A 26,501-nucleotide genomic window follows, 5' to 3' on the forward strand; every position below is an offset into this window, starting at 1 on the left:
GAGGATCCTGTTTCGCAATTCCAGTAATTCCTCGTCGGCGTGAGCCCCAATCAGCGCCATAAGCCGATTGGTCAAGGATGCTGTTGATCCGGTGGGAACACCACCCCGGGCATTCTTCTTGCCCTTTATCTCCTGGCCAGTCCATGGCGACCGAGAACGTGTTCACGTACGCCGAAGTGACGGCTTCACCCGCGGACGGGAACAAGCAGCCGAGGGCGCGAAACCCCCGGCCGCATCTTCAAATCATCCATCCCATCCTAAGAACGTGTTCGCGTAGGCCGAAGTGACGGCCAGATCCGCGCTCGGGAACCGGCAGACAAGGGGACCCATGCCCCCGCCGCATCCGCTAACCATCCTTTCGCTAATCTGGTTTCATCGCCGTGGTTGCTCGGGTAGAATGAAGGCCGTCTCCGTCCCCCTTTGCTCCCTTCTGTCGCCGACGGCCGGCTCGCCGCCGAGCCTGTTTTGGGTTGCGACCCGCAAGGTCGGGATGAAATTACGCTAAGGAGAAACTATGGGGAAAACCATGCAAGGCCATATGGTGGGAACCGGGCTGAAGGTAGCCGTGGTCAGTACACGCTGGAACGATTTTATGGGCGGCAAACTCACCGAGGGCGCCCAGGACACCTTGATCCGCCACGGGGTGGCTGAAAAGGACATCGACCATGTGATTGTTCCCGGTTGTTTTGAAATTCCCTTGGTCGCTAAACGGTTGGCGGAAAGCGGTAAATACCAAGCGGTTGTCTGCTTGGGTGTCCTCATTCGCGGTTCGACGATTCACTTTGATTTGATCGCGGCCGAAGCGGCCAAAGGGCTGACCAGCGCCTCGCTTTCCTCGGGGGTTCCGGTTACCTTTGGGATTATCACCACGGAAACGATTGAGCAGGCTATTGAGCGTTGCGGTTGCAAAGCGGGCAACAAAGGTGCCGAGGCAGCCTCGGCCGCCATTGAAATGGCCAATCTCATGAAGGAGTTGCCATAATGGAACGAAAACTAAATCGCCGTTTGCTCCTCATTCGCCACGGTCAAGCCGTCGGCAACGCGCGGCATCTTTTTTTAGGGATCAGCGACGATCCGCTCACCGACGAAGGTCGTGAGCAGGCCCGTTCACTGGCCAAAACCCTTGAAACCTACGACATCGCGGCGGTGTACACCAGCCCGTTGCGTCGTGCCGCGGAAACCACTGCCTTGATTTTCGGCGAACGCGAGGTCACCGAGGACGCGCGTTTGGTCGAACAGGATTTCGGTAAGTGGGAATGCTTGGATTTTGATTTGATTCAGGCCACCTACGCGGAGGATTTTGCGCGGTGGCAGACCGGCGATCCTTCGATTTCGCCCTCCGGCGGCGAACCCTTGGAGACGGTTAGCCGTCGCATGGGTTGGTTTTTGGATGAAACCGCCATTTATTTTAAAGAAGGCGAAACGGTTGCCGTGGTCGGCCATGCCGCAAGTTTCCAGGCCATGTTGTGCCGTCTGCTCGGAACGCCGTTGCGCAACCAATGGCCTTATCGCTTGGAAAACGCGACCATCGCCGAGGTGGAAATCATTGATGATCGCGCGGTGTTAACCAAACTCAACGTTCGCTAGAACAGAAAAAAACCGGTTCGGTAGGACGTGGTAGGCGTTTTACCGAATCCGGCCTCGTATGCAATTAGGCGATGAGATAAATTAAAGCTTGTGATATAAGTTACTTAGCAGATGGCCCGTCAACCCTTTTATCCCCGCCGAGACCAACCGATAATACAGAGTATGCCCTGGGTGCATCGCGACCGGTGCCTCTGGTGACGCGTCCACCTTTCAGCGCTTTTATTGCAGCCCCGCCTTGAAAGGAGTCCTACCCTTGGATTGCAAACACTGTAAAAGTGAAGATATTCGACCCAGTCAGCGAAACCAAATGGAACGCGTCCTGGGTTATGTGATCCCCGTTCGGCCTTACCGCTGCGAAGAATGCGACAAGCGTTCTTGGGGTCTGATCCGGCCGATTCTTGAAAAACCGCGCATCATCACCTGGAGTGTTTTGGGCGTGGTTGCCCTGTTGTTCACCCTCAACGCGGTGATGGTTTTTGATGTGACGTCCGCGGATGAAACCGAAAACCCCGCCGAGGTAGAGACCGTGGACGACGGGGCTGCTAACGAAGGCCATGCCGTGCCGGCCGATGATGCGTCTGATGGTGATGGGACGAATGACACCGCGGCGGAAGGAACCGATGCGGCAAGCGGTGAAAGCGGCCAACCCCCATCCGGGCCAAACCCTGAAGCGGCACCCGACACATCCAAACAAGCCGCGGCCGAGAAAACGGAAACCAACCGCGTTGCCGAGACCACGCCGGCCAAGCGGCAAGCCGATGACGGTGACGCGAAGAAAACGGCCCAAAATGCAGGTACCGTTGCGGGCAAGCAGGACGAACCCGCGCAAGACCGACCCGAGCCGCCCGAGGAAACACCGGCGCAACAAACCGAGGCCGGCCCCTTTGTGTTGCGGCAGCAGGCCAAAAATTTGGGGAAACCCGCGCCCGATTTTAAAGCAAACGACGAGCCGCGCGAAACCACGCGGCCGCAACCTAAGGTGAATCAACCGGAAGCCAAAAAAACGGATCCGCCAAAGACCGCGGCCAAGCGGCCGGCCCGCCAGGTTCCCGCGGGCAAGCCGGCGCCGTTCACGTTGTCCGAGAACACGGAGAACGGGGTACTCACGATTTTCCTTCAGACCAAAGGCATCACCGGCAAACCCGACTTGAAAACCTACGGGCTCGGCAAAAAGCTGCTGATCCTTGATTTTCCCGGTCGGTTCAGCCCGGTCCAGCGAAAATTGACGATCAACCATCCCATCGTGCGCTTGGTACGAACCGGCACCCATGCCACCCATATTCGTTTGGTTTTGGAACTGACCCAAACCCGTCATCCCAACCCGGATGTGCAGGTCAGTGCCGAGGGCGCAAAAATCATCATTCGCCCCTGACGGTTCTCGTGAGATCGGGAAATGAGCGCGCACCAAAACGGGCGCGCCCAATCGTCTTGCCGTCTAACCCACAATTCTCACAAGGCTTTCAGCTTCTCGCGACGAATCCTTGTGAGAAATGCGGGCTAACCGAAAAAGACCCCGTTGCGCTGGTGTTCGTCCGCGTCGTAGTACCAACGGTCGTGGTCGGCGTCCCATTCATCCCAGGTCGGAATTTGCTCCAACGCCGGTAACAGGGATTCCGGCACGATGCCGGGCACCAGGAACGCCTTTTGGCGGCGCAGCGGGTAGGGATTGCGCATCTCGAAACCGAGTACCCCCAAAATCCCACGCGCCACGTACCAGGTCGCCCGCGGGTTCCAGCCACTCGCGATTTTAATCACCACGCCCAGGCCCTCGGGGTAATCGGGATGGTTGATCGCCAGCCCCAACAAACCGTCCGCGCCTTCCTTGGCGATGACCTTGCCCTCGCAGGACTTCATCACCGTGGTGTCCAAGCGGTTAAAGCCGCCGACCAGATCGGGATGGCGCACCATCGCTTCCCAAATCCAATCGGTATCCCGCTCCCTTGCCAGCGCCGCGTAGCAGCGTGCCAACTCGTTTACCGTCATCGATACGGTGGGCAAACCGTCGCCGTCGCGGGCGATCCGTCGCGGCGACCAAGCTTCGCCCAAGTACTGCTTCATGAGTTCGCGGTAGGCGATGAACACCTTATGGGAGGGCAAGGTGTAACCGGCCCGGTTCCAGCCTTTGAGGCGACAGCCCTTGAGGATGGCGGCGTGGTGGCCCGAGCTGTTGTTGAACCAACGACGCGGCCGACGCACCTGGCGGCCAAATTGGACGAGCGGCACGTCCAGCGGTGTTTGCATCAAACCCCACTCACCCTCGCTCAGGAGGGACTGCGAAACGGCGATGTGTTCGGCCGAGCCGTTGTGGCTGGCCACGCTCACCGCCTTTTGACGCCAATCCGTGGTTTCCGCCAGTTCCTTGGCAAAGAGTTTGATATAAAAGGGTTTCATCATGCTGCGGCCGTAACACAACACGTTGCCGCCAAAGGAATGCACCGGTTGGTCGCCGTGGAACCAGGCGATGGCGCCGTGGATCGTGTTCTCACTGACCCCGTGGCGGCGGTAATCCACCAAGGGTTGCCATTCCACATCGCGACCGCTGGGGATGCCTTCTTCTTTTTCGCCCAGTGGGCTTTTGGGATATACGTCCTCTACCTTGAAATCGAGTGTCATGGATCAGTCCTCCTCGCCTAAGGCCGGCCCGACCTGTAATTGACTGTCGAATTCGCCACGGGCCTCCAGGGACGGCGCCAACACATTGCGGTCGCCCCGGTACACATCCGGGCTCTCCTCGTCGAACTCGAGATCCTGGGCGGCATGGGCGGCGCGTTTCAGGCCAATCACCGCGGAGCCGGTGCCGTAGACCGGCTCGTACCCGTAAACCGTGCCCTGGTAGAGGTTGTGGGCACCCATCACCGCGGACAACCACCAGAAAGATTTGAAGTTAACCACCTTGTGGACGCGGGCCTCGGCGTGAATTTGCCGCGAAAGTTGGGCCACGTCTTCCAAACGTCCCGCCTCCAGGAATGCCAAAATCTTCTGGTTCCATTCCTGGTCTTTCAGCGAATGGATGTGGTCCTCGGCGGGATCAATCCAGGTTTGGTGTAAGCGGTTGGATAAGGTGCCGACCACGACCGCGACCGCTTTCTTGCCGCTCTGCTTCAGCGCCTCTACCGCCGCTTTACCCAGCACCACCGTTTCCGCGCGGTCCGCGTACACGTTGCTGGAACAAATGACGGCCGGCAAAAAGTTGTCCGGGTTGGTCAGCTTCAGGCACACCACCGAACCGGTATCAATCGGAAACCCTTTGTAGGAAACCGTGCGCGTCGCCAAGCCGCGGTTTTTGCAGGCCAGGTGGAATTGCTCGGCGAAATCGGAATCCATTTTGAAGTGGTAGGGAATGGCGCCCAAATCGTGGAAAAGCTCGTCCACGTGCGTCCAAACCGGCTCGGGATCGGCCTGGATTTGGTGCCCGATCACGCTGGGCCACATGGTGCTGTACATCAAGATCAGGTCGGCACCGCTTTGGCGAATATCCTCGCGAACCTGTTCAAAAGCGCGGCGCAGGCGCCCCCAGCCCGCGTTCTGATCGGCGGCCAACAAAGGGTGTGGCAGCCCTGGCAGCAAGTAGCCGCCGACGATGGGATGGTCGCTCATGCCGCACCTCCGTGTCGTGCTTGGGGCCATTCGACAATGGCGTTGCCGGTGCCGATCACCGTGCCGTAGCCATGTACCTCGGCCGGGTATTCGGGGAAATCCAGCGCGGAAAGCATCCAGGTCAACGCGCCGCTGTCGGTTTCCGCGACGGCCTGCTCGGTGAAATCGGGGATCAGCTCCACAATTTCACGGGCGCGGCCCTGGCGCATGAGTTCGATCATTTTCATGTCCCACAGGTACTGACCGTGGTGATAAATGTGCTCGCGACTCATGTCCTCGGGCACCTCGGATTCCGAGGTGAAGTGGCGGTGCGACAACGAGTTACTGGCCAAAAGCACCACCCGTTTGCCGGATGCCTCAATCGCTTCACGGGTGGCGCGGCCCAGCTTCAACATGTGGCCCTGCATGACGTCGGCGCTGAAGTATTGGGTGGCGCGGTGCGAAGAAATGGAAACGATGGGTTTGTCCCATTCGGGGCGGGTCAGGTGGCAGGAAACGATGGTGCCGTAGTCCACCCGGAAGTCGGGGTTACGCATCATTTTGGTTACCAACCCCGCCTCACGGGCATGGGCTTCCATCGTCTCCGCCAAGGGGACGTCGACGGTCAGTTCATAGTGGAAGCGAAAGAGGTTTGGAAAAATCGGATCAACGGACAGTGATTTAAAAGAGGGGACACCCAAAAAGTGGGTACCGACGTAGGTTTGCCAGTGGGGAGATAACACCACCATGCTGTCGTATTCAATCTGTTCTAGTGACTTGCGCAAACGTTCATAACCCCAGCGCAAGGTTTCCCAGCCACATTCGGCCCGTGGCTCATTCTGTTCCGGGTTCTCGGCATAAACCAAGTGGGGCGGATGCGGGGCCAGCACTCCGGCAACAATCGATCCCTTCGTCATAGGGGACACTCCTTCCCAAAATAATCACGGCAGCGGCAGGTGCCACTGCAAGCTTGGTTGTTAAAGCTTGTCGCCAACCCGGCGCCCCGAAAGACAGTGCATGTTTCGCACCCGTGTGCCAACGGAAAAAGGCCGTCACAAAGAGACGGCGGGGTCCGGCAACGGATCCTCAACGGGATCAACAGATGCCGGAACGGCGACAAGGCGGGGCGGTCAATCGAAACCACCAACGATTAACAGGTGATGTTCAAGCTCAGCCCTGTTTGTAACACCTTTCCCACAAAAAGAAAAGCGAGAGGCGTGTCAGCGACGGCTTTGGGGTGATTACCGGGCTAATTGGTGTGACATGAAGGCACCGGCGTCTTTTCACGCTTCATCGACCGCCGCGCATGCGGCGGGGAAGGGTGACCCCGCGTGGCGCTGTTGGGATCTATTGCCAGTCGTGCTCCGGGGCGAGCAGATGACCGAGTTTGGCGGCCTTGGTTTTCAAATAGTGGTCGTTTTCCTTGTTGGGTTTGATCATGTGGGGCACGCGTTCACTGACCTGAATGCCGCATGCTTCCAACTCCGCCATTTTCTTGGGGTTGTTGGTTAGCAAACGCACGCTTTCAATGCCGAGGTCGCGCAGGATGGCCGCGCCGATATCGTAACTGCGCATGTCTTCCGGGAAACCCAGGTGCAGGTTGGCCTCGACCGTGTCCATGCCGCGTTCCTGCAGCGCGTAGGCCTTGATTTTGTTGGCCAAACCAATGCCGCGCCCTTCTTGGGCCAAGTACAAAACGATGCCGCGCCCTTCCTCGGTGATGCGGTGGAGGGCCATTTCGAGCTGGGGACCACAGTCACAACGGCGGGAGTGGAACACGTCGCCGGTCAGGCACGAAGAGTGGAGCCGCACCATCACATCGGACTTGGCCCGTTCGCCGTAACACAAGGCCAAATGTTCTTGGTTGGTGTGGTCTTTGTACGCAAAGGCTTGGAAGGTTCCTTGCGGCATAGGGATGGTGGCCACCTCAATCCGTGACACGATATCTTCCTGACGGCGGCGGTAATGGGTGAGGTCTTCGATTGAAATAATTTTGAGATCGTGTTCGGCGGCAATACCGCGCAGCTGCGGCAGACGCGCCATGCTGCCGTCGGGGTTCAAGATCTCGCAGATGACACCGACCGGGGGCAGGCCGGCCAAGCGTGCCAAATCAATGGCCGCCTCGGTGTGGCCGCGTCGGGCCAAAACGCCGTTGGGGCGGGCGCGCAACGGGAAAATGTGACCGGGGATGGTGATATCACCGGGGCTGCTGTTGGGATCGGCCAAGACCTGAACCGTGCGGGCGCGGTCCTGTGCGGAAATTCCGGTGGTGACGTCGGTGGCGGCGCCCACGGAGAGGCCGAAGCTGGTCCCGAACTTGGAGGTATTGGCGCGCGGATTCACCATGAGGGGAATTTGCAAACGTTCGAAATAACTTTCCTCCATGGGGGCACAGATCAAACCACGGCCGTGGATCGTCATGAAGTTCATGGCTTCAGGGGTGATCAGGGAGCCCGCCATGGTGAGATCGCCTTCGTTTTCGCGATCCTCGTCGTCTACGACGATGACAAATTTACCGGCCTTGATATCTTCAAGCGCCGCTTCAATGCTGGCTAATGGCATGTTGTTCTCCAAGTGTAAAACGGCGGCGTCGGCGGTGGTTGCCGGCGACGCCGTGGGCCCGGCCCAGAAGGGGATTGACGGGCGGGGGTGTCAGGGCGGTCCTGTTATGGGTCTTGCCGCATGGGGACGAAAATGAAGTGCGCGTTCGCCCCAACACGTGATGGGTCACGAAAGAACCGACGGGCAACCGCGAAGAAACGGGCGCGAAAGAGACTCGGCAAAAAGAAAAACTTCGGTACAACGTGATTTCGACCTAGCAGACAAAGGTAGGGTGCCGTGGGAAGAAATCGCTTCATCGTTTGGGCGGCACCGGTTCTCAAGTGGCGCGGCGGCTTTGAAAAACGTCGCTTCATGCCGCGCGGCTCCATACTAGCAAATAATTTTCTAGATTTCCCAGACAAAACAGCGGCGAGGGTCGTCGCCGCCGGCTGGGTGCGCCTATTGGAATCCGTGTTCTTTGAGCTTTTCCAGGGTCAATGTCGCTGCCGATCTTTGGCCGCCGGCAAGGATCGGCGCGATTAATTTCTCAACGTATTTACCCAATATATCCACTTCAATATTGATCGCATCACCGACCTGCCGTTGCGGCAACACAATGTGGTCCTGGGTGTGGGGGACCAGCATCACGTTAAAACGGTCCGGCCACACGTCGACCACGGTGAGGCTGGTGCCGTCGAGGCAGATAAAGCCTTTGGTGACCACGTAGCGCATGATTTCGGCGTCGGCTTGAATGGTTAACCACAGCGCCTCGCGGTTTCCGCCGCGTTCCGTCAAGATGCCGCGGCCGTCCACATGGCCCTGTACGTAATGGCCGCCCAGCCGGGTGGTCGGGGTGACGGCACGTTCCAAATTCACCGCTTGACCCATGCGCAAATCGCCGAGGTTGGTGCGTTTGAGCGTTTCCGGGGCGACGCCGACGGTGAAGGCGCGTTGATCAAAACGGGTCACCGTGAGGCAGACGCCGTTGACGGCAATGCTGTCACCGAGCGCCGTTCCTTCCAGAACCTTTTTGCCGCTGAAGGTCATTTCCAAGCCGGCGGTGCCCTGACCCTTCGCGGACAGGGTCCCCATTTCTTCGACGATACCCGTGAACATGCTTCACCTCTCAGGTGGGGTGGTTAAAAAGGTTTGAAGACCATGAAGATGGTCAGGATGGTGACCAGTGTGTGCTGGATGCCGGAAAAGGCCGCGATGCGCTTGCGCAGGGCGACTTCCTGTTCTCCGGTATCGCCACCGGCCTGTAAGGCCTTGATGACATTGGTCATGGGTTTGGCCAGAAACAGGTTGATGTTGAGCAGAGAAAGAATCATCAGCAATGGGGCCGCGTGAACCCATTTTTGGCCGCCCGGCGCGAATAAGTTGAGTTGGACGGCGAGGAAAATCCCCGTGCCCAATGCAATGGCACCGGTCAGGTTCATGTGAACCATTAGGAAGGTTTTCATTTTTTGCAGGCTTTCCAGCATAAATTGGCGGTCCTTGCCGACCAGACCCGCGCGGTACCAACGCCCAAAGGTAAAGGGGAGGCCGAAGAAAACCATGGCGCTAATGATGTGAACGAATCTAAGAATGAGGTATGTATTGCTGTCCATAAGGGAAGTCCTTTGATTGGCGATGGGGAAACAAGCGAAGCGGGTCGTATGGTGAAACCATGCGACCGCGGCATTGTACCCCAAAACCATCCAAAGGGCAGGTGTGGGTTTGGCTAGCCCTCGGTAACGGGGGCAAAGGCGGGCCGACTCGGTTTTCCCCGGTGGTGTTTTGCCGGAAGGGTCGGTTTTCGTCGGCCCAAGCGGTGTTTTATCTGAATACAGAACGATCCCGGATCTCAGTTGCTGTCGACCCAGTTCTGCAAATCTTCGTGGAGGTTCTCGACCATGGGTACCAACTGATCGAGCTTTTGTTGGATGTTGCCGAGTTCGCCCTCGCGGCCCATCTGCTCCATTTCAAAGGCGAGGTCGTGAACCAAGGGTGCCCCGAAATTACCGACAGACCCTTTGAATGTGTGGGCGGCGCGACGGACATTGTCGGCATGGCCGTCTTGTACGGCTTTGGTGATGTCCCCGATTTGCTGCATACAACTGTCCAAGAAAACACCGACCATTTCCTTCAACATTTCGGTGTCGCCGTCCAAAATCTCATAGAGGTAATTGAGGTCGGCGTGGCCGAATTTGAGGGTGTCGCGGGTTTCCTCGGCGCGGCGGCCGGGATCAAGGAAGTCTTTTAGGGCGCGGGCGATGGCTTCGTAGGGGGTTCCTTTGGTGACCCGTGCCAGCTCCACTTTTAATTTATCGGGATCAATGGGTTTGGCGATAAAACCGACCGCGCCGAGTTCGAGCGCGTTGAGGACGTTTTGTTCCGAGGCCGCCGAGGTGAGCATGACCACGGGGATCGGCGCCAGGTCACCGCGCGCTTTGAGGCGGCGCAATACGTCCATGCCGTCCATTTCCGGCATGACGATATCCAGTAAAATGGCGCCGGGTTTTGCATCGCTGGTAATCGGCCGTTTGCCCTTCAGGCCGAGCAGTGAGGCGGCTGAGTCGGCGTGAACCACTTGGATATCGTGGGGTTCGAGGATGCGTTTGACGACAACCGCCGCCAGTTTAGAATCATCGACGATGACAACCGTAGGCATGACATGGCTCCTGGGGATCTCACCCACTCACATCGGTTGAAGGCGTGTTTTCTTTAGCGTTCGCTGGAATCCTCTTGGGCCCGAAAATCGTTGTCGTGTATTGTTTCCCGCCGGGGGTGGGCTGGGTTGCCGCGGTCATGGCACTGGCTATAGGTCTTTTAGGTAGTTCTTAAAAACCGCGTCGGTTTCGGAAAAAACGGTGCGAATTTCGCGCACTTGATCTTGGAGGGTGTCGCTATCATTGCTGCTCGCTGATTTTTCAACGTTGAGCGCGGCTTCTTGCATGGCGACGGCGCCGATGTTCGCGCTCGCCCCTTTCAGCGTATGGGCGGTGGATTTAATGCCGCCGAAGTCGGTTGCTGCAGCTTTGGCAATGATGTCTTCAACGTGTAATTGTGCATCCTCCAGGTACATTTCAATCAATTCTTGTTCGAACTCTGTATCGCCGTCGGAAGTTTCTCTAATCCGTGAAAAATCAACCAATGATGCCATGAACCATTACCCCTTGTTAATTGCCCGCTGAGACGCGCGGAAACCGTGATTTGCGAAAAAACACCGCGTGTGGGTGGGTGTCCGTCTTGGAGCCTTATCGGAATCCCAGCTGGATTCTTGACTTTATTTACCGGCAAAAAAGCGTTCGCAAGCGCTGTAAATAAAATGGTTCTGAACGGAGCGAGGGGAAGCGTGGATAATCTGAGATGTGTGAGTACGCTCACGCTTTTGCCTCCGTGTTGCGAAGATGGTGTCGGGTTGTGTCGTGCCCGGTGTAGGCTTTGTTTTTAAACCGCCTGTTTTGGTTCGTACCGTGCTTGTGGGTTATCTTTTGTTCCGCGGTCGGGCGAGACCGGCTTCGGTGGTTTTTCTTGGTTTTAAAGCGGGTTTTATTGGGTTTTTTCGTGTCGAGAGGCTTGGCTCTTGCGTGCGTTGTCATGTGTCGGGGCGGGGGCAAAGTAAGCTGTTCACCCACTCACGCGATATGTTAAAATTCCGGGTCCTATAAGTCCAAGGGATTGCTAGTTTTACCCCCTTCAGGAGTCACACTTTTTATGCGCCGCTCACGGTTTTTGATCAATACCCTTAAAGAAACCCCCAAGGAAGCCGTTGTTGTTTCCCACGTTTTAATGATGCGTACCTGCATGATTAAACAACTCGCTTCAGGGATTTACACGCTGATGCCGCTTGCACTGCGTTCTGTCCGTAAAATTGAAACCATCATCCGCGAAGAACTCGACCGCGCCGAGTGTCAGGAACTGTCCATGCCGATGGTGCAACCTGCCGAGTTATGGCGTGAAAGCGGTCGCTGGCAGGCTTATGGCAAAGAACTGCTGCGTTTCAAAGACCGCAAGGAGAATGGTTACTGTCTTGGACCGACGCACGAGGAAGTGATCACCGATATCGCGCGCCGCGAAATTCGCTCCTACAAAGATTTACCGGTTAACCTTTACCAAATCCAAAATAAGTTTCGTGATGAGATTCGCCCCCGCTTCGGTTTGATGCGCGGCCGTGAGTTTCTAATGAAGGACGCCTACAGTTTTGACGTGGATGAAGAGGCGAGTTCCGTCTCCTACCAAGCGATGTACGACGCGTACAAGCGCATCTTTACCCGCTGCGGTTTGAACTTTAAACCGGTAGAAGCCGACTCGGGCGCCATCGGCGGCAGCTACACGCACGAATTTCACGTGCTGGCCGGTTCCGGCGAAGATGAAATCCTCAGTTGCAACAACTGTGATTACGCGGCCAACGTGGAGCGCGCCGAATTGGCCGCGATGCCGCCCGCGGGTGTTCCCGCCGACGCCGCCGATCCGGTCGAGGTGCATACACCCGCCAAAAAGACCATTGAAGATGTGGCCGCCTTTTTGGAGGTGGCCCCCGAGACCTGCGTTAAAACCCTGGTTTTCCGGGCCGGTGATGACATTGTGGGTGCTTCCTTGATGGGGCATCGCGAACTCAACGAAGCCGTGTTGCGTGGTCGCCTGGACGTGGCCGAGCTCGAATTGGTGACCGATACCGCCACGTTTGAAAAACACGGTTTGTGCCCCGGTTTCATGGGGCCGATCAATTGGCCTAAGGACGTGCCGCTGTACGTGGATGAAGAGGTGATGGGTCGTGAGACGGTGGTCACCGCCGGCAACAAACGCGATTACCACCTGACCGGCGTGGTGCCCGCGCGGGACATCAAACCCACGGAAGTGTTGACACTGCGTTCGGCGCGGGCCGGTGACGGCTGTCCCCGTTGCGGTGAAGGTGTTTACGCGTCCTATCGCGGCATTGAAGTAGGCCAGGTCTTTAAGCTGGGTACCAGGTATTCCCAGGCGATGAACGCCACCTACTTGGATGCCGACGGTAAGGAACAGGTCATGGTGATGGGTTGTTACGGCATTGGGGTCACGCGGACCATGGCCGCCGCCATCGAGCAAAACCACGACAAAGACGGCATTATTTGGCCGGTTCAAATTGCGCCTTTTCACGTCGCCCTATTGAATTTGGACGTAAAAGACGATGAGGTTAACGAAGCTTGTGAAGCCGTCTTTAAAGGGCTGCGGGCGGCGGGTGCGGAAGTCTTAATTGATGACTCCCCGTTGCGGCCCGGACCCAAGTTTAAAGATGCCGACCTGATTGGTTTGCCGATTCAGGTTAAAGTAGGTTCAAGATCCTTAAAGCAGGGTAATATTGAGGTGAAAGTTCGCAAGACGGGCGAGCGTCGTACCGTGCCGCTGGCCGGCGCCGTGGACGAAGTACTCGGCCTGTTGCGTGAACAAGGTTGGAACGCCTCGCCCGGACAGGTGTGAATTGCCGAAGAAGCGACTACATCGGGTAAGTATTTATCTGCTGGACCCTGATCGGCGGCGCGTGTTGCTGTGCCGTAGCGAGCAGGGTCCGTTTGCCTCGAAATACGTGGCCTTGAGCGCGGGTTTAAACGACGTTGAAACCCCGCTCGAGACCTTGCGTACCTTGGTAACGCGGGTGACCCGGTTGGACTTTGACTTCCTCGGCCACGCCACCTCGATGCCGACGGTCCTGGATGAGCAGAGCGTCAAATTTTTCCCGCCGCTCCATTTGCAAGTGACCGCCATTGATCAAAATACCGACATTGTCGAATACGTCTATGTCGGTCAAGCCAAAACGGCGCCAACGTTTCGCGAGGGTTCGCCCTTGAACTGGTTCACCCCGGCCACCCTGCGCAATGCGCCGACCCACGTAAAAGCGGTGGTTCATCACATTCTTTCGCTGATGGGGTAAGTCGGCGACACGAACCCTTGGGGACCCCGTGTTATAGTTGCTCGCGCGCCGGATGTGAGTGTGGCTGACGGGAAAAGCGAGCGTGGGTTTTTTGCCCGAATCGCCGCGATTCAATGATTGGGTTGACCCCAAGCGACCCGCTTTGCGCCTACTCCTCTATTGCCCTGCCTTATCGTTCTGATGATGGGGTGGTGCGTGTGTTGTGAACGATGGGCCGTCGCGGTTAACGGCGTTTCATCGCGTGAACGGACCGGCACCCCGAAAAGCCGGGACTAAGTGAGGTACCATGGAAACCATCAAAGCTACGACCATCATCGCCGTGCGCAAAAACGGCCAGGTCGCCATTGCCGGGGACGGACAAGTTACCCTCGGCCATGTTGTTATGAAACACAGCGCCAAAAAGGTTCGTCGCCTTTACAACGACGCGATTCTCGCCGGGTTCGCCGGATCGGCCGCCGATGCCTTTACCCTTTTTTCGCGGTTTGAAGCCAAGCTGGAAACCTACAAAGGCCAACTCTTGCGTGCCGTGGTTGAACTTTCCAAAGACTGGCGTTCCGACAAAGTGTTGCGCAATTTAGAGGCGATGTTGATCGTGGCCGACGCCGACCATTTGTTTGTGGTAAGCGGCAACGGCGATCTCATTGAGCCGGATGAAGGCATTGTTGCCATTGGGTCGGGCGGTCATTACGCCTACGCCGCGGCCAAGGCCCTGGCCCGTCACACGGAATTGCCCGCGCGTGAACTCGCCGAGGAGGCCATGCGTGTTGCCGGGGACATTTGCATTTACACCAACCAAGAAATCTCGGTGGAGGCTATTGGCTAATGGAACAAGAAATTTTTGATTTTACCCGATCACTGCCCAATCTGACGCCCCGCGAAATTGTCGCGGAACTGGATCGCTACATTATCGGTCAAGAAAAAGCCAAACGCGCTTGCGCCATTGCCTTGCGCAACCGCCGCCGCCGCCAGCAGGTACCGCCCGAGCTGATCGATGAAATCCTGCCAAAGAACATTTTGATGATCGGTTCGACCGGGGTTGGTAAAACCGAAATCGCGCGTCGCCTCGCCAAATTGGCGCATTCTCCGTTTGTAAAGGTGGAAGCCAGTAAGTTTACCGAGGTCGGTTACGTGGGTCGCGACGTGGAGTCCATGATCCGCGACCTGGTGGAAATTGCGATTAACATGGTGAAGGAAGAACAAGCCGTGATGGTGCGTGAAAAGGCCAGGGAACGCGCGGTGAACCGTGTTTTGGACCTGTACCATCCACCGCTTCGACCGGCCGCCAACCTCAGCGACGAGGATCGCGACCGGATCCTGGCCAGGCACGATGCCCACCGCACCAATTTACGTGACAAATTGATCGCGGGCGAGCTGGACGAGGAAAAGGTTAAGTTGGAAGTCAACGACGCCCAGACGCCTTTCATGACCGTGTTCAACGGTTCCGGCACGGAAGAGATCGGCTTTAACATTAAGGACATGTTGCCCAACCTGCTTGGTGGCGGTAAAACCAAAGAAAAAGATTTCCCCATCAAGGAAGCCCTGCAGCGCGTGCAGCAGGAAGAAGAACAGAAGCTGATCGACATGGACTCCGTGACCAAGGTGGCCTTGGAGCGGGTCGAGAATTCGGGCATTGTGTTCCTTGATGAAATCGACAAAATCGCCGCGGGTGGGCGCCAGGCCGGCGGCCCCGATGTCAGCCGTCAAGGGGTTCAGCGCGACCTGTTGCCCATCATCGAAGGCTGTACCGTCAATACCAAATACGGCATGGTCAAAACCGACCACATTTTGTTCATCGCCGCCGGTGCCTTCCACGTGGCCAAGGTTTCCGACCTGTTGCCGGAACTGCAGGGTCGTTTGCCGATTCAGGTTGATTTGGAATCGCTCACCGAGGATGATTTCTTCCGCATCTTGGTGGAGCCCAAAAACTCCTTGATCAAACAGAACACGGCCCTGATGAAAACCGAGGATGTGACCCTGGAGTTCACGGAAGAGGCCAACCGCGAGATTTCTCGGATTGCCTTCGCTGCCAACGAAACCCAGGAAAACATCGGCGCCCGCCGCCTGCATGCCGTCATGGAGAAAGTGCTGGAAGATTTGTTTTTCGATGCGTCCGAGATGGGTGGCCACACGGTGGTGATTGACCTGACCTATGTGCAGGAGCACTACGGTGATCAATCGACCAGCGACATGAAAAAGTACATTCTGTAACACGGCATAAAGCTGTGATAAAAAAGGAGATCCATGTGCGGATCTCCTTTTTTTGTTCCCGTTTTCAGATGGTTGGCGATCAGCGGATTCCCTCAAGCAAACCTGGCTGGAACGGTGTAGACTGTGAAAAACAAGCTTGGCCGGTGGTGGGAACGATTCCCGCGGGGGACGCGCATCAAGCGTGTGGGCCGGTTGGTATAAAGGAAAGGGAGGACGCGGTGAAATTCAGTTCAGTGATGGGGAATCGCCAAAAATTAGACGGTGGTGCGATGTTCGGCAATGCGCCCAAGGCCTTGTGGTCGCGCTGGGTGGAAACCGATGAATTGAACCGCATTGATCTGGCCTGCCGCGCTTTGTTGGTGGAAACCGAAAACCACAAAATCCTGCTGGAAACCGGGATCGGTGCGTACATGGCGCCCAAGTTTAAGGACCGCTTTGGGATTCAAGAAGACCACCACGTGTTGTTGGATTCTCTAAAAGAATTGGGGGTCGGCCACGAGGACATTACGGTGGTGATCCTCTCGCATCTCCATTTTGATCACGCCGGCGGATTGCTTACTTCTTTTGAAGAGGGGCGTGCGCCCGAGCTGTTGTTTCCGAATGCCGCGTATTACGTCGGTGAGGGTTCATGGGATCGCGCCTGTTCGCCCCATCCCCGCGACCGCGCCTCGTTTATCCCCGAGCTGCCAGGTTTACTTGTCGAAAGCGGGCGTCTCAACAAGGTACAGGCGACGGACGTGCTTCGTTTCGACGGCCTTGCGGTTCATTTTTACGAGAGTGAAGGTCACACGCCGGGGATGTTGCTGGCCGACCTGCGCTGGGGCGGCAACCAACGCTTGGTTTTTGGGGCCGATCTCATTCCGGGACGTCCGTGGGTCCATCTCCCGATTACCATGGGGTACGACCGATTCCCGGAGCGCCTGATCGACGAGAAGCGGGTGCTGCTGGAAGCGTTGCACCGGGAAAACGCGTGGCTGTATTACACCCACGACGCGGGCGCCGCGGTTTCCAAGGTTGCCTTCGACCCCGCCAAAAAGAAATTCTCGGCCGATGATGCACGGGAAACCCTGGTGCACGCGGAATTAGGATCGGTCTAAAACGGGGCTCGACACGACAAACCCCAACGCGGGCCGGCACCCGAAAAAACCCAGGTATGGATGGGCGTTGACCCGGCGAACCCCAACGCGGGCCGGCACCCGAAAAAACCCAGGTATGGATGGGCGTTGACCCGGCGAACCCCAACATGGGTCGGCACCCGAAAAAACCCAGGTATGGATGGGCGTCGACCCGGCGAACCCCAACGCGGGCCGGCACCCGAAAACACCCGGGTATGGATGGGTGTTGACCCGGCGAACCCCAACATGGGTCGGCACCCGAAAAAACCCAGGTATGGATGGGCGTCGACCCGGCGAACCCCAACATGGGTCGGCACCCGAAAAAACCCAGGTATGGATGGGCGTCGACCCGGCGAACCCCAACGCGGGCCGGCACCCGAAAACACCCGGGTATGGATGGGCGTCGACCTGGCGAACCCCAACATGGGTTCGCACACCGCCATCCGTGGACCACAACTAATTTGATCGTGAGCCGGAGGCGAGCCACCGCCGGTTGCGCTGAAGGCGCGTAGGCGCCTTCGGCGCCGGTGATTTCAGCCCAGATCAAATGGTTGTGCAACAACCGTTTGCTCTGGGTCCCCGGGGGTTCCCGTGGTGCAGACGCTGAAGGCGTCGGCCTCCCAACCATCAACCGCAACGCCCGGTTGATGATCCCGATCAAAAACGGACCGGAATGATCCCGATCAAAAACGGACCGGAATGATCCCCATCAAAAACGAACCGGAATGATCCCAACCAAAAACGGACCGGAATGAGCCCCACCAAAACCGAATCGGGCTGGTCGCCGCGAATTCGAACCGCGTCCCACCTGTGCCCCGAAAACCGAGGCGTGCCGAATCTGCACAGGGCGCAAGATCTGTGAACAGGCCAATGGGTTGCACACGCCCAAACAGAAAAAGCACAGCGCTTCCAGCGCTGTGCTTTTCGGGTAGAGGGGTTTGGGCCGGTCTCAGAACTGTAAGCGGACCTGGCCTTCGAACCATGCACCTGATTCAAGGTGTTCCCATGGTACGGTGTCGAGCAACCACCAAGCCGGAATATGGGGATGATTGCTTGCTTGGATTTCGATATGGACGTTGAGGTCCCGGTCACTGAAGGGGGACAGCTCTTGGGCGACGGTTAGTTCGGTCATCCGAAAGGCTGTCTCGTCGTTGTCGTGGTGACTGTACCGCAGGCGAATTTTGGAGCCAAGGCGCTGCGATACCAAAGCGTAATCTAGACTGCGAATGGTGAAGTCCACCTGATCTTTAAACAGGTGATTGGATGGTGCGACCTGGTCGGCAGAACCTCTTTGCTGCGACCAAGTGAGTTGGCTGTTCCAGTTACCGTGTTCCGTTTCAGCTTGGAACAGGGCGGTGCGGTCATGTTGTCGGTAAAAGCCGTGATTCACGAAGAGATGCACGGGGTTCTCGAGGTAAGGACCAAACACATCGTGCGTGGCCAAGGCACGGGCGTTCCGATCGTCCGTGTAGGAGGCACGCAAGGTAAAGAACCGCCCTTCCGCGGTGACCTGGTAGCGGTGAACCCAAGCGGACCACGTTTGCTCGTGGTGGTAGCCGAGTTGGGCGTCGATAGCCAGGGGGAGATTCGGTACCTGACGATGACCCGTCACCCACAGTTTTGCCGAGCTGTGCTCATCTTGGTCAACTTGAAGATGGTCGACCTCGCCGGCAAGTCCCAAAACAGCATGTTCACGAACCTTCCACGCGGTGTGAATGTTGCTTTGGCGTGCGAGACGGTTGCGGTTACGCTGCCATTCGCGGAAGCGTACACCGTGGGTCAAGGACTGTTCATTGAGCGTGTAGCTCACTTTCTGTGCCACGTCGAATTCTTGGTGTCGGTCCGCGGCGGCCCTTGTATCCGTTAGGGCGAGTTGGGTGTGAAACACCACTTCTTCGCCGTAAGTTCCATTGAATTTAACTTGTTCGCTGCGGTCCTGGGCCACCCCGTTTTGGTTGCGGATCGTTTGTGCTTCCAAATCGAAGGCCAGTGACGCGTAAAGGTAATTAAAGCCGGCGCGAATCGCCTGGGCATGGGTTTGACTGCCGTCGCGACGTTCGTCGCTCAAGCTGGAGTTCACCGAAAGGTTGTCGGAGAGCTGGGTTTGGATGGTAACCGAGGAGCTTTGCTGTTGATCGCCGCCAAGGCCGCGCCGTGCGCCGGTTTGGACTTGGGCGGTTAAGCTGTCGTCCCCCATGCCGTTCAGGTCGACGGGGGCTAATTGTTCGTGCGATAGGTCGCGGTAAGGTGCGCGGTTTGCGCCGCGGATCAGGCGTTTGTAGCGTTCGCCTGGGGCGTTGCTTTGGTAGAGCTCCAAGTCGGGCGGCAATTCGTGGCGCAGGGACACTTTTTCTTTGTGGTTGCGCAGGAGCGTTTTGGTGCGGACCGGGGCGTACCCTTTTTTGAGCACCAGCAAGGTGTAGTTGCCGGGCTCCAGTTTAAAGGAGTATTGACCGCTGCGGTCGCTGACGCCGCGTTGAATCAGGACTTGGGCCATCTCATGGAGCACAACAATTTTGGCACCGCTGATCGGCCGGCCGTCTTCGGACTGCACCAAACCGGACAGGTTGTTCGCCATGCATGACAAACTCGCCAAAAAGATGATAGAACACCACTTGGTCATGGTTGCTCCTGTTAGGACAATAACCCTTTCCTAAAATTAGGACCTTTGGGTCTTCAATATAATCGATATTGGGCGAAGTTGCAAACCGCGGGACCTTGTTCGGCACCCGATACAGCGCGCCGGCAACGGCCGCCTCCCCTCATACGCAAAAGCCAACTGATTGGCTTTGGCGGGTTTGGGACTACAGCTTTTTGAGGCCGGCCTTAATGACCAACAAAGTGCGAATTCCTTTGCCTGGAAAGCGAACGCTCACCTTTCGTTGCGCACCTTGGCCCATGACCACCGAAACGGTGCCCTCGCCGAAAGAGGCGTGTTCGACGCGGTCGCCCGGTTCCAGGTGCAGTTCGTCGCCGTCTTCGCTTTTGCCAAAGGTCTTTTTGATTTGGCGCGCATCAACGCCCAGTCGTTCCATCTGTAGGGTGAGGCGTTTTTGCTGGGTGGCGCTGTCGCCCCAGGGCGAGGGTTTTCGGGGTTTTTCCGGGAGCGGCCCACTGTCGGCGCCGGTTTTGGGAGGCAACAGGAAACGCGATTTGATGTTGCGCACGGTTTTTCCGTAGGTCTGTCGGCTGCGCGCGTAACTCAGGAACAGGCGCTGTTTGGCGCGCGTGACGGCCACGTAAAACAGCCGGCGTTCTTCCTCGACGGCATTGGGATTGTCGTCCAGGGCTCGTTGGTTGGGGAAAACGCCGTCTTCCAAACCCACCACGAACACGGTGTCAAATTCCAAACCTTTGGCCGCGTGGACGGTCATCATGTTGACCCGTGGTTCGTCCGGGTTCAAGTCGTCCTGGTCCGAGACTAAGGCGCTGAAGTCCATGAACTGCGAAAGTGTGGTGACGCCCTGGGCTTCTTGTTCCAGCATGCCCGTCATCAGTTCCTGCAAGTTGTCGAGCCGGCTGTCGGTGGTGGTGATGTCCAGCTTCTCAAGGTAGGCTTGGTAATCGAGGCGGTCGACCAACTTTTTCAACCATTCGCTGGGCTTGTCGGTTTCGGCCGAGGCGACCAGATCGCGGTAGAGGATTTGGAATTCCTTTAGCCCCTTCATCCCTTTGCCACTCAGGCGTTTGTCCTTTATGGCGCGCGCCATCACATCGGGGATTGGCGACCCTTCCTCGAAGTAGCTGTACAGCTTGTCTTGGCTTTTGGCGCCGATGCCGCGGGTGGGTACACCCAGGGCGCGTACGAAGCTGGTCCAATCGCGCGGGTTCACCACGATGCGCATGTAGGACAGCAGGTCTTTTATTTCCTTGCGGTCGTAGAACTTAAGGCCGCCGATGAGCTGGTAGGGGATGCGGTAGCGGCGCGCCGTTTCTTCCAAAACCCGCGACAGTGCGTTGGAGCGGAAGAGAATGGCGAACTGGTTATAGGCCAAGTTGTTGTTGCGCGAAAGGGATCGGATCTGTTGGATGATGTTCTCGGCTTCGATGCTCGCGGTGTACTCGTCTTTAATGATGATCGGCAGGCCTTCACCCGCGGCGGTCCACAGTTTTTTGGGTTTGCGCAGCTTGTTTTTGTTGATCACCGCGTTGGCGTAATCGAGAATCGATTGGGTGCTGCGGTAGTTTTGTTCCAGCTTAAACACCCGCGTGTTGCGGAAGTTTTTGTCGAAGTGCAGGATGTTGGTGATGTCGGCACCGCGCCAGCCATAGATGCTTTGGTCCTCATCGCCGACGACACACAAGTTGTGTTGTTCGTTGAGCAAAAGGTTGATCAGTTTGGACTGGATTTGGTTGGTGTCCTGGTATTCATCGACCATGATGTATTCAAAGCGATGGCGGTAACGTTGTTGGACTTCACCCCAGCGCTCGAGAATTTGGCAGGTTAGGTGCAGCAAGTCGTCGAAGTCGAGCGCGTTTTGCGCCAGCAACTCTTCCTGGTAATTTTTGTAGATCAACTGTTCCACGGGGTTGTTGAGTTCTCCGCCGAGGTCGCCCGCGTTTTTTAGGTAGCTGATGCGGCTTCGCAAGCGTTGGGCCGGGTAGTTCTTTTCTTCCAGGTCCATGTTGCGGATGACGCGTTTGAGGCACGAGGTTTGATCGCTGGTGTCGTAAATGACGAAATTGGAATCGCGGTCGAGGTAACCGATTTCACGGCGCAGGAACATGGCACAAAAAGAGTGGAAGGTGGTAATGGTCAAATCGCGGGCGTCGCTGCCCACGGCGCGTTCGATCCGCTCGCGCATCTCTTGGGCGGCCTTGTTGGTAAAGGTCATCGCCAGAATTTGGTAGGGGCTGACCCCTTTGTGAATCAGGTACATAATGCGCGTGGTGATGACCTTGGTCTTGCCGGACCCCGCGCCCGCGACCACCAGAACCGGGCCGTCGACGGCCTCGACGGCCGCGCGCTGCTGGGGGTTTAGTTGCTCAAGCTGATCCTGCATATTCACCTGCCGTCAATGTGCTGTAGGTATCCATGTTGATGTTGCCGCCGGAAAGCACCACCACCACTTTTTGGCCCGCAAATTGTTCGCGGTTGGCCGCCAGGCAGGCCAATGCCAGCGCGCCCGAGGGTTCCACGATCAATTTGAGGTAACGCGCCAAATCCCGCATCGCTTCAATGATGGTGGGATCGTCGGCGACCAGGCCGCCCGCCACGTGTTGTTGGATCAAAGCCCAGTTGCGATCACCCAAACACAGGGCACGGGTGCCGTCGGCAATGGTGGCCGAGAAGTTTATTGCGGTCAGGGTGCCGGATTCAAGGCTCTGGCGGGCGTCGTCGGCGGTTGTTGGTTCACAGGCGTAAACCCGTGTGGTTTGGCGCAGGGATCGAATGGTGAAGGCGTTGCCCGCGCACAAACCGCCGCCGCCGGTTGGGAGCAGTAGCGCGTCGAATTGGGGGAGTTCTTCCAGGATTTCCAGGGAAACCGTGCCTTGCCCCGCGATGATCGCCTCGTGGTCGTAAGGGGGGACGATCTGCGCACCGGTCCGTTCGGCGTAAGCGTGACAGGCATCGTGGCGATCCTGGGTGGTCAAGCCGGCAAACTGGACCTCGCCGCCGTAGTGTTTGACGGCCGCGACTTTGGCCGGGCTTGCGTCTTCCGGCATGAACACGGTCGCACGGCGTTGGTGGCGCGCCGCGGCCCAGCTGGTCGCCTGGGCGTGGTTGCCGGAACTGTAGGTGGTGATTTCATCCGCGATCGCCTCACGGGTCGCCAAAAAGTTGCTGACCCCGCGCGCTTTGAAGGAGCCGGTCTTTTGCAGATTCTCCGCCTTCAAAAACACCTCGCAGCCGAGTTGACGGTTCAGCGTTTGCGAACTGAAAATGGGTGTTTTGTGAATGAACGGTTTGATGCGGATGCGTGCCGCCAGGACGTCTTCCAGTTGGCGTGTCATACGAGCCCCCTTGGTTGGTCGGCCCATCTTACCTGAGGCGGTGGACAATTCCCCCAAAAATCGGGGCGCGGCCGGTGAGAAAAGAAAAAGCCGCACAAGGCGGCTTTGTTCGTGTTGCGATGAAGCGGTGGTTAACCGGCGTCGGAGCGGCGCTCCAGTTTTTCAAAGTCGGCGGTGTCGGCCAAATGAAGTTCGGCGACCGTGGCCAAAACCAAATCGGTTTTAAAGGGCTTGCGCAAAATGGCTTTAACGCCCGGCCATTTATCCATGTTGTATTTCGCGGTGTCGGTTACCCGCGTTGCCAAGATGATGGGTATGTGTTGGGTCTCCGGGCGTCGGGCCAAGTATTCGCAAATCTTGCGCCCTTTACCACCGGAGATTTCGGGTTCCAGGATGAGGATGTCGGGCATGATTTGATTGATTTGGGCACTGACATCGCGAGCATGTTTCACGTAAAAGACGGAAAAGCCTTCCTTTCCGAGAATCCGCTCGACCATGAAGTGCGTGATGTTGGCGGAATCAGCCACCAGAATTTTTCGCAATCGCCACCCCCTGAGTCGAACCCCTTCACGAAAATCGAGGAAAAAACGGTCTCCCCGGATCCCGTGCCAGAGTTCAATTTTAAGCCCGCTCTCTAGATATTGTGGTCACATTTTTATGGAATACTATATGTAGAGAATAGTGCGTGCTTAAAGCTCGGTTTCAATCAAGTTTAGTTTGTATATCGTCTTTTGGAAAGAACAAATCAAGGTATGGGACGTGATTTTTCGCATAAACCGATGGGGCGAATCCCGGAGGGGGTGGTCATTTTTGCTTTATTGGCAGGCGTTTGGGCGCGGTGTGGAAAAGGGAATGGGGCCATTGGCGCAAAGAATAGGATTATGCAGCATTAACAGACGGCATGTTTTTAATAGATTCAAAGACGGAAGGTTTGGAATAAGGAAGGGAGGAAATGGGCGGAAATATGAATCGGCCCGACGTACCCCGACGGGGAAGCCCGCGGGCATGAAACCCTGCATAGGCGAACAGCGTTCGTGCGTGTAGCAACGCGGGCGCGCACCCAGGAAAAGAACACCGGGCATGGACGGACGTTGTTCGGAAAGGTTGGAACGGGGGAAACGAACCCTGAAAGAAAAACGGTATGGATGGTCGTCATTCGGGTGGGTTGGCACGCGGGCACGCACCCTGGAAACAAAACCGGGCATGGACGGGCATTGTTCGGATGGGTTGGAACGGGGGACCGAACCCTGAAAACAAAACCGGGCATGGACGGGCATTGTTCGGATGGGTTGGAACGGGGGACCGAACCCTGAAAACAAAACCGGGCATGGACGGACGTCGTTCGGAAGGGTTGGAACGCGGGAATGAACCCTGAAAACAAAACCGGGCATGGACGGGCGTTGTTCCGGCGTACCCCAACGTGGGTACGCACACCCACATCTGTGGACCACAACTGATTTTAAACGGCGAGCCAAGGCGAGCCACCGCCGGCAGCGCTGAAGGCGCTGAGGATTTCAGCCCAGGGTAAATGGTTGTGAAACAACCGTTTACCCTGGGTCACCGGGGGTTCCCGTAACGCAGGCCGCTGAAGGCGCCGGCCCGACAAGACTGGACATCACCCTAGGGCCGTCCCCACAAGAACTCAGTTCGCTTTAAAGCGCAGGGTGGCCTTGGTGCCTTTGCCGGGGGCGGAGTCGATGCGCATCGTGGCGTCGTTGAGCCGCAAGATGTCCTTGGTCGCGTTGAGGCGAATGCCCGGGATGGATTTGCGGTCGTCGAAAACGGGATCCAGGATGCGGTCTAGCTCCTCGGGGGCCATGCCGCTGCCGTTGTCGATGATTTGCACCAAAACTTCGCCGTTGGCGAAGTGAGAACCCACGGTGAGTTTGCCGTTGGGTTGTTCTTCCAGCGAGTCGATGGCGTTTAACAGAAGGTTCAGAATGGCTTGGGTGATTTGCTGGCGGTCCAACAGCAGTTGCGGCATGTTGGGGAACAACTGGGCCATCCAAGCGATGCGGCGTGATGCCAAGCGGGCGTGCAGCAGGTTGTGCGCCGTTTCGATCAACTGATTGATGTTGGTTGGTTCGGTGGTGTTGGCCGGCGGGCCGCTCAATCGTTGCAATTCCTCAAACAACTGGTTGGTGTTCTCCGGGATGGCGGCCTGGTCGCGTGCTTGTTTGAGGAGGTCGGGCAGCAGGTTGGCGGTGGGTTCGTAACGTTGCAGGGCGTAAAGCATGGCGTTCATTTTGGTCATGAACGACAGGTCGCGTACGATTGCCGTAAAAGCTACGATGGTGTTGTTCTGGTTTTTGATGGGCGAAAAGGTGATGTTCACGGGGATGACCTCGTTCTTTTCGGTTTTGAGTTTGGTCTCAAAACCGCGCACCACTTTGCCGCTTACCACGAAGGTTAAGACGCGGTTCAAATCGGCCATGGACTCGTCGGGGAACAGAATGTTGATGTTCTGGTTGAGGACCGCCTCGCGCGGGTAACCGAACAACTCTTCCGCCGCCTGGTTCCAGTTTTGAATCAGCCACAGCTCGTTAAAGGTGACAATCGCCTCGCCGGCGAAGTTCACCAAGCTCTCCAGGAAGCGGCGGATTTTGAGGTTGTCCGCGTTGGATTTCTCCAGCTTCTTGTAAAGCGCGTTGAGTTCTTCGTTTTTCTTAGCAATGGCTTCTTTGCTTTTCTTGAGATCGCCGAACAGACGGGCCGTGTCCATGTTGGAGGTCAGCGCTTTTTTGAGCAGCTGCTCCTTGCCTTCCTCGTCGTCCTGGTCAATGTTGTGGGTGTATTTGAGGACGGTGCGGCCGGATCGTTCGGTATTGGTGTTTTCCACGTCGGGAATCTGGGCCGGGTCTTTTTTGACACCGACCACCTGCTTGGCATTGGCCAACAGCGAGGTTTCCAGCTTTTCGATTACCGAATCGATGTTTTTGATGCCCTTGGATAGCTGGTATTTTTCGAAAATGTAGCGCACCGTCTGTTTGACGGTTTCGGAAAAGGTTTCCAGAACGCCGAGCCCGTTGACCGCGACCCCCTCGAAGTAGGGCACATTGCGGAAATTGAGCTTTTGGTTGAGGGCGTCCACCGGCATCGCGTTGGGTAAGTCGCGTTTGTTGTACTGCAACACCAGAGGGACTTCCTTGATGTTGAGCCGGTTGGCCTGGAGGTTGTGGTGCAGGTTGTTAATGCTCTGCACGTTCTCCTGAATCTTGGCGGGATCGGAGTCGGCGATAAACACCACGCCGTCGGCGCCGCTCAACACAATCCGACGGGTTGAATCGTAATGGACCTGACCGGGGACGGTATAAATCTGAAGTTTAATGGAATTGCCGTAAACGTAACCGAGGTCCATCGGGAGCAGGTCAAAGAACAGCGTGCGGTCCTCCATGGTGTTGACACTGAAGAGATCGGTGCGCTGGTTGGGCTGCATCATCTCGTGTAACTTTTGGAGGTTGGTGGTTTTGCCGGAGAGGCCTGGGCCGTAAAAAACGATCTTGACCAGAATCTCGTTGTCTTTGGTATTGAATTGAACCATGAGGAACCTTAGCAATGAAGAAGTTGGGCATCGAGTCGTCGTGAAAAGGAAACAGGGGTGCGATCATGTTTCAGTGTCGCCCTGA

General features: G+C 57.0%; 21 protein-coding genes. 8 read left to right on the top strand and 13 right to left on the bottom strand.

What is annotated here, in order from left to right; genetic code table 11:
• The first annotated feature begins 514 nt into the window (after nucleotides 1-514).
• From ribH to J3U88_RS15085, 3 genes are all read left to right on the top strand, one after another.
• Nucleotides 515-982, top strand: coding sequence for a 6,7-dimethyl-8-ribityllumazine synthase (gene ribH, locus J3U88_RS15075; RefSeq protein WP_243435963.1), 468 nt, complete (start codon nucleotides 515-517; stop codon nucleotides 980-982).
• Nucleotides 982-1,587: a histidine phosphatase family protein gene (locus tag J3U88_RS15080; RefSeq protein WP_207859698.1), complete on the top strand. Its 606-nt coding sequence runs from the start codon at nucleotides 982-984 to the stop codon at nucleotides 1,585-1,587. The genes ribH and J3U88_RS15080 overlap by 1 nt, the downstream gene beginning before the upstream one ends.
• Before the next feature lie 253 nt (nucleotides 1,588-1,840).
• Complete coding sequence (locus J3U88_RS15085; RefSeq protein ID WP_207859699.1) at nucleotides 1,841-2,959, top strand: AMIN domain-containing protein; 1,119 nt, start codon at nucleotides 1,841-1,843, stop codon at nucleotides 2,957-2,959.
• A gap of 125 nt (nucleotides 2,960-3,084) precedes the next feature.
• Here J3U88_RS15085 and J3U88_RS15090 read toward each other — a convergent pair whose 3' ends face one another.
• The 8 genes from J3U88_RS15090 to J3U88_RS15125 form a co-directional block, all read right to left on the bottom strand.
• Nucleotides 3,085-4,200: an asparaginase gene (locus J3U88_RS15090; RefSeq protein WP_207859700.1), complete on the bottom strand. Its 1,116-nt coding sequence runs from the start codon at nucleotides 4,198-4,200 to the stop codon at nucleotides 3,085-3,087.
• A 3-nt stretch (nucleotides 4,201-4,203) separates the two neighbouring features.
• Complete coding sequence (locus tag J3U88_RS15095; protein WP_207859701.1) at nucleotides 4,204-5,184, bottom strand: DODA-type extradiol aromatic ring-opening family dioxygenase; 981 nt, start codon at nucleotides 5,182-5,184, stop codon at nucleotides 4,204-4,206.
• Nucleotides 5,181-6,080, bottom strand: coding sequence for a DODA-type extradiol aromatic ring-opening family dioxygenase (locus J3U88_RS15100; RefSeq protein WP_207859702.1), 900 nt, complete (start codon nucleotides 6,078-6,080; stop codon nucleotides 5,181-5,183). Before J3U88_RS15100 ends, J3U88_RS15095 begins: the two co-directional genes overlap by 4 nt.
• Before the next feature lie 430 nt (nucleotides 6,081-6,510).
• Nucleotides 6,511-7,725 carry a bifunctional 3,4-dihydroxy-2-butanone-4-phosphate synthase/GTP cyclohydrolase II gene (locus J3U88_RS15105; RefSeq protein WP_207859703.1) on the bottom strand — a complete coding sequence of 405 codons (1,215 nt, stop codon included), beginning with the start codon at nucleotides 7,723-7,725 and terminating at the stop codon, nucleotides 6,511-6,513.
• 438 nt (nucleotides 7,726-8,163) lie between these two features.
• The gene (gene ribE, locus J3U88_RS15110; RefSeq protein ID WP_207859704.1) at nucleotides 8,164-8,820 is read right to left on the bottom strand and encodes a riboflavin synthase; all 657 of its coding nucleotides are present in this window, start codon (nucleotides 8,818-8,820) and stop codon (nucleotides 8,164-8,166) included.
• 23 nt (nucleotides 8,821-8,843) lie between these two features.
• Nucleotides 8,844-9,314, bottom strand: coding sequence for a DUF2269 family protein (locus J3U88_RS15115; protein WP_207859705.1), 471 nt, complete (start codon nucleotides 9,312-9,314; stop codon nucleotides 8,844-8,846).
• Nucleotides 9,315-9,550: 236 nt separating this feature from the next.
• Nucleotides 9,551-10,357: a response regulator gene (locus tag J3U88_RS15120; protein WP_207859706.1), complete on the bottom strand. Its 807-nt coding sequence runs from the start codon at nucleotides 10,355-10,357 to the stop codon at nucleotides 9,551-9,553.
• A gap of 147 nt (nucleotides 10,358-10,504) precedes the next feature.
• The gene (locus J3U88_RS15125; protein ID WP_207859707.1) at nucleotides 10,505-10,849 is read right to left on the bottom strand and encodes an Hpt domain-containing protein; all 345 of its coding nucleotides are present in this window, start codon (nucleotides 10,847-10,849) and stop codon (nucleotides 10,505-10,507) included.
• Nucleotides 10,850-11,403: 554 nt separating this feature from the next.
• Between J3U88_RS15125 and J3U88_RS15130 the strand changes: the two genes are divergently transcribed.
• From J3U88_RS15130 to J3U88_RS15150, 5 genes are all read left to right on the top strand, one after another.
• Complete coding sequence (locus tag J3U88_RS15130) at nucleotides 11,404-13,146, top strand: proline--tRNA ligase (RefSeq protein WP_207859708.1); 1,743 nt, start codon at nucleotides 11,404-11,406, stop codon at nucleotides 13,144-13,146.
• A gap of 1 nt (nucleotide 13,147) precedes the next feature.
• Entirely contained in the window at nucleotides 13,148-13,597 is a 450-nt protein-coding gene (locus J3U88_RS15135) for a hypothetical protein (RefSeq protein WP_207859709.1), read from the top strand.
• A 286-nt stretch (nucleotides 13,598-13,883) separates the two neighbouring features.
• Nucleotides 13,884-14,420 (top strand): ATP-dependent protease subunit HslV, encoded by a 537-nt coding sequence (gene hslV, locus J3U88_RS15140; protein WP_207859710.1) that lies wholly within the window; start codon nucleotides 13,884-13,886, stop codon nucleotides 14,418-14,420.
• A complete protein-coding gene (hslU, locus tag J3U88_RS15145; RefSeq protein WP_243435964.1) occupies nucleotides 14,420-15,805 on the top strand; it encodes an ATP-dependent protease ATPase subunit HslU in 1,386 nt (461 codons plus the stop codon). The genes hslV and hslU overlap by 1 nt, the downstream gene beginning before the upstream one ends.
• 218 nt (nucleotides 15,806-16,023) lie before the next feature.
• Nucleotides 16,024-16,902 (top strand): MBL fold metallo-hydrolase, encoded by an 879-nt coding sequence (locus tag J3U88_RS15150; RefSeq protein WP_207859711.1) that lies wholly within the window; start codon nucleotides 16,024-16,026, stop codon nucleotides 16,900-16,902.
• Between the two features lie 967 nt (nucleotides 16,903-17,869).
• On the opposite strand, the gene J3U88_RS15155 is transcribed toward J3U88_RS15150, so the two are convergent.
• The 5 genes from J3U88_RS15155 to J3U88_RS15175 form a co-directional block, all read right to left on the bottom strand.
• Nucleotides 17,870-19,543, bottom strand: a complete 1,674-nt coding sequence (locus J3U88_RS15155) for a carboxypeptidase-like regulatory domain-containing protein (RefSeq protein WP_207859712.1) — start codon at nucleotides 19,541-19,543, stop codon at nucleotides 17,870-17,872.
• 181 nt (nucleotides 19,544-19,724) lie between these two features.
• Nucleotides 19,725-21,923 carry an ATP-dependent helicase gene (locus tag J3U88_RS15160; RefSeq protein ID WP_207859713.1) on the bottom strand — a complete coding sequence of 733 codons (2,199 nt, stop codon included), beginning with the start codon at nucleotides 21,921-21,923 and terminating at the stop codon, nucleotides 19,725-19,727.
• Entirely contained in the window at nucleotides 21,907-22,875 is a 969-nt protein-coding gene (locus tag J3U88_RS15165; protein ID WP_207859714.1) for a threonine ammonia-lyase, read from the bottom strand. The genes J3U88_RS15160 and J3U88_RS15165 overlap by 17 nt, the downstream gene beginning before the upstream one ends.
• A gap of 131 nt (nucleotides 22,876-23,006) precedes the next feature.
• Complete coding sequence (locus J3U88_RS15170; protein ID WP_207859715.1) at nucleotides 23,007-23,417, bottom strand: response regulator; 411 nt, start codon at nucleotides 23,415-23,417, stop codon at nucleotides 23,007-23,009.
• Between the two features lie 1,100 nt (nucleotides 23,418-24,517).
• Nucleotides 24,518-26,416, bottom strand: a complete 1,899-nt coding sequence (locus tag J3U88_RS15175) for a PAS domain S-box protein (RefSeq protein WP_207859716.1) — start codon at nucleotides 26,414-26,416, stop codon at nucleotides 24,518-24,520.
• Nucleotides 26,417-26,501: the final 85 nt, after the last annotated feature.

It is taken from the genome of Acanthopleuribacter pedis, from assembly GCF_017377855.1.
GTDB lineage: Bacteria > Acidobacteriota > Holophagae > Acanthopleuribacterales > Acanthopleuribacteraceae > Acanthopleuribacter > Acanthopleuribacter pedis.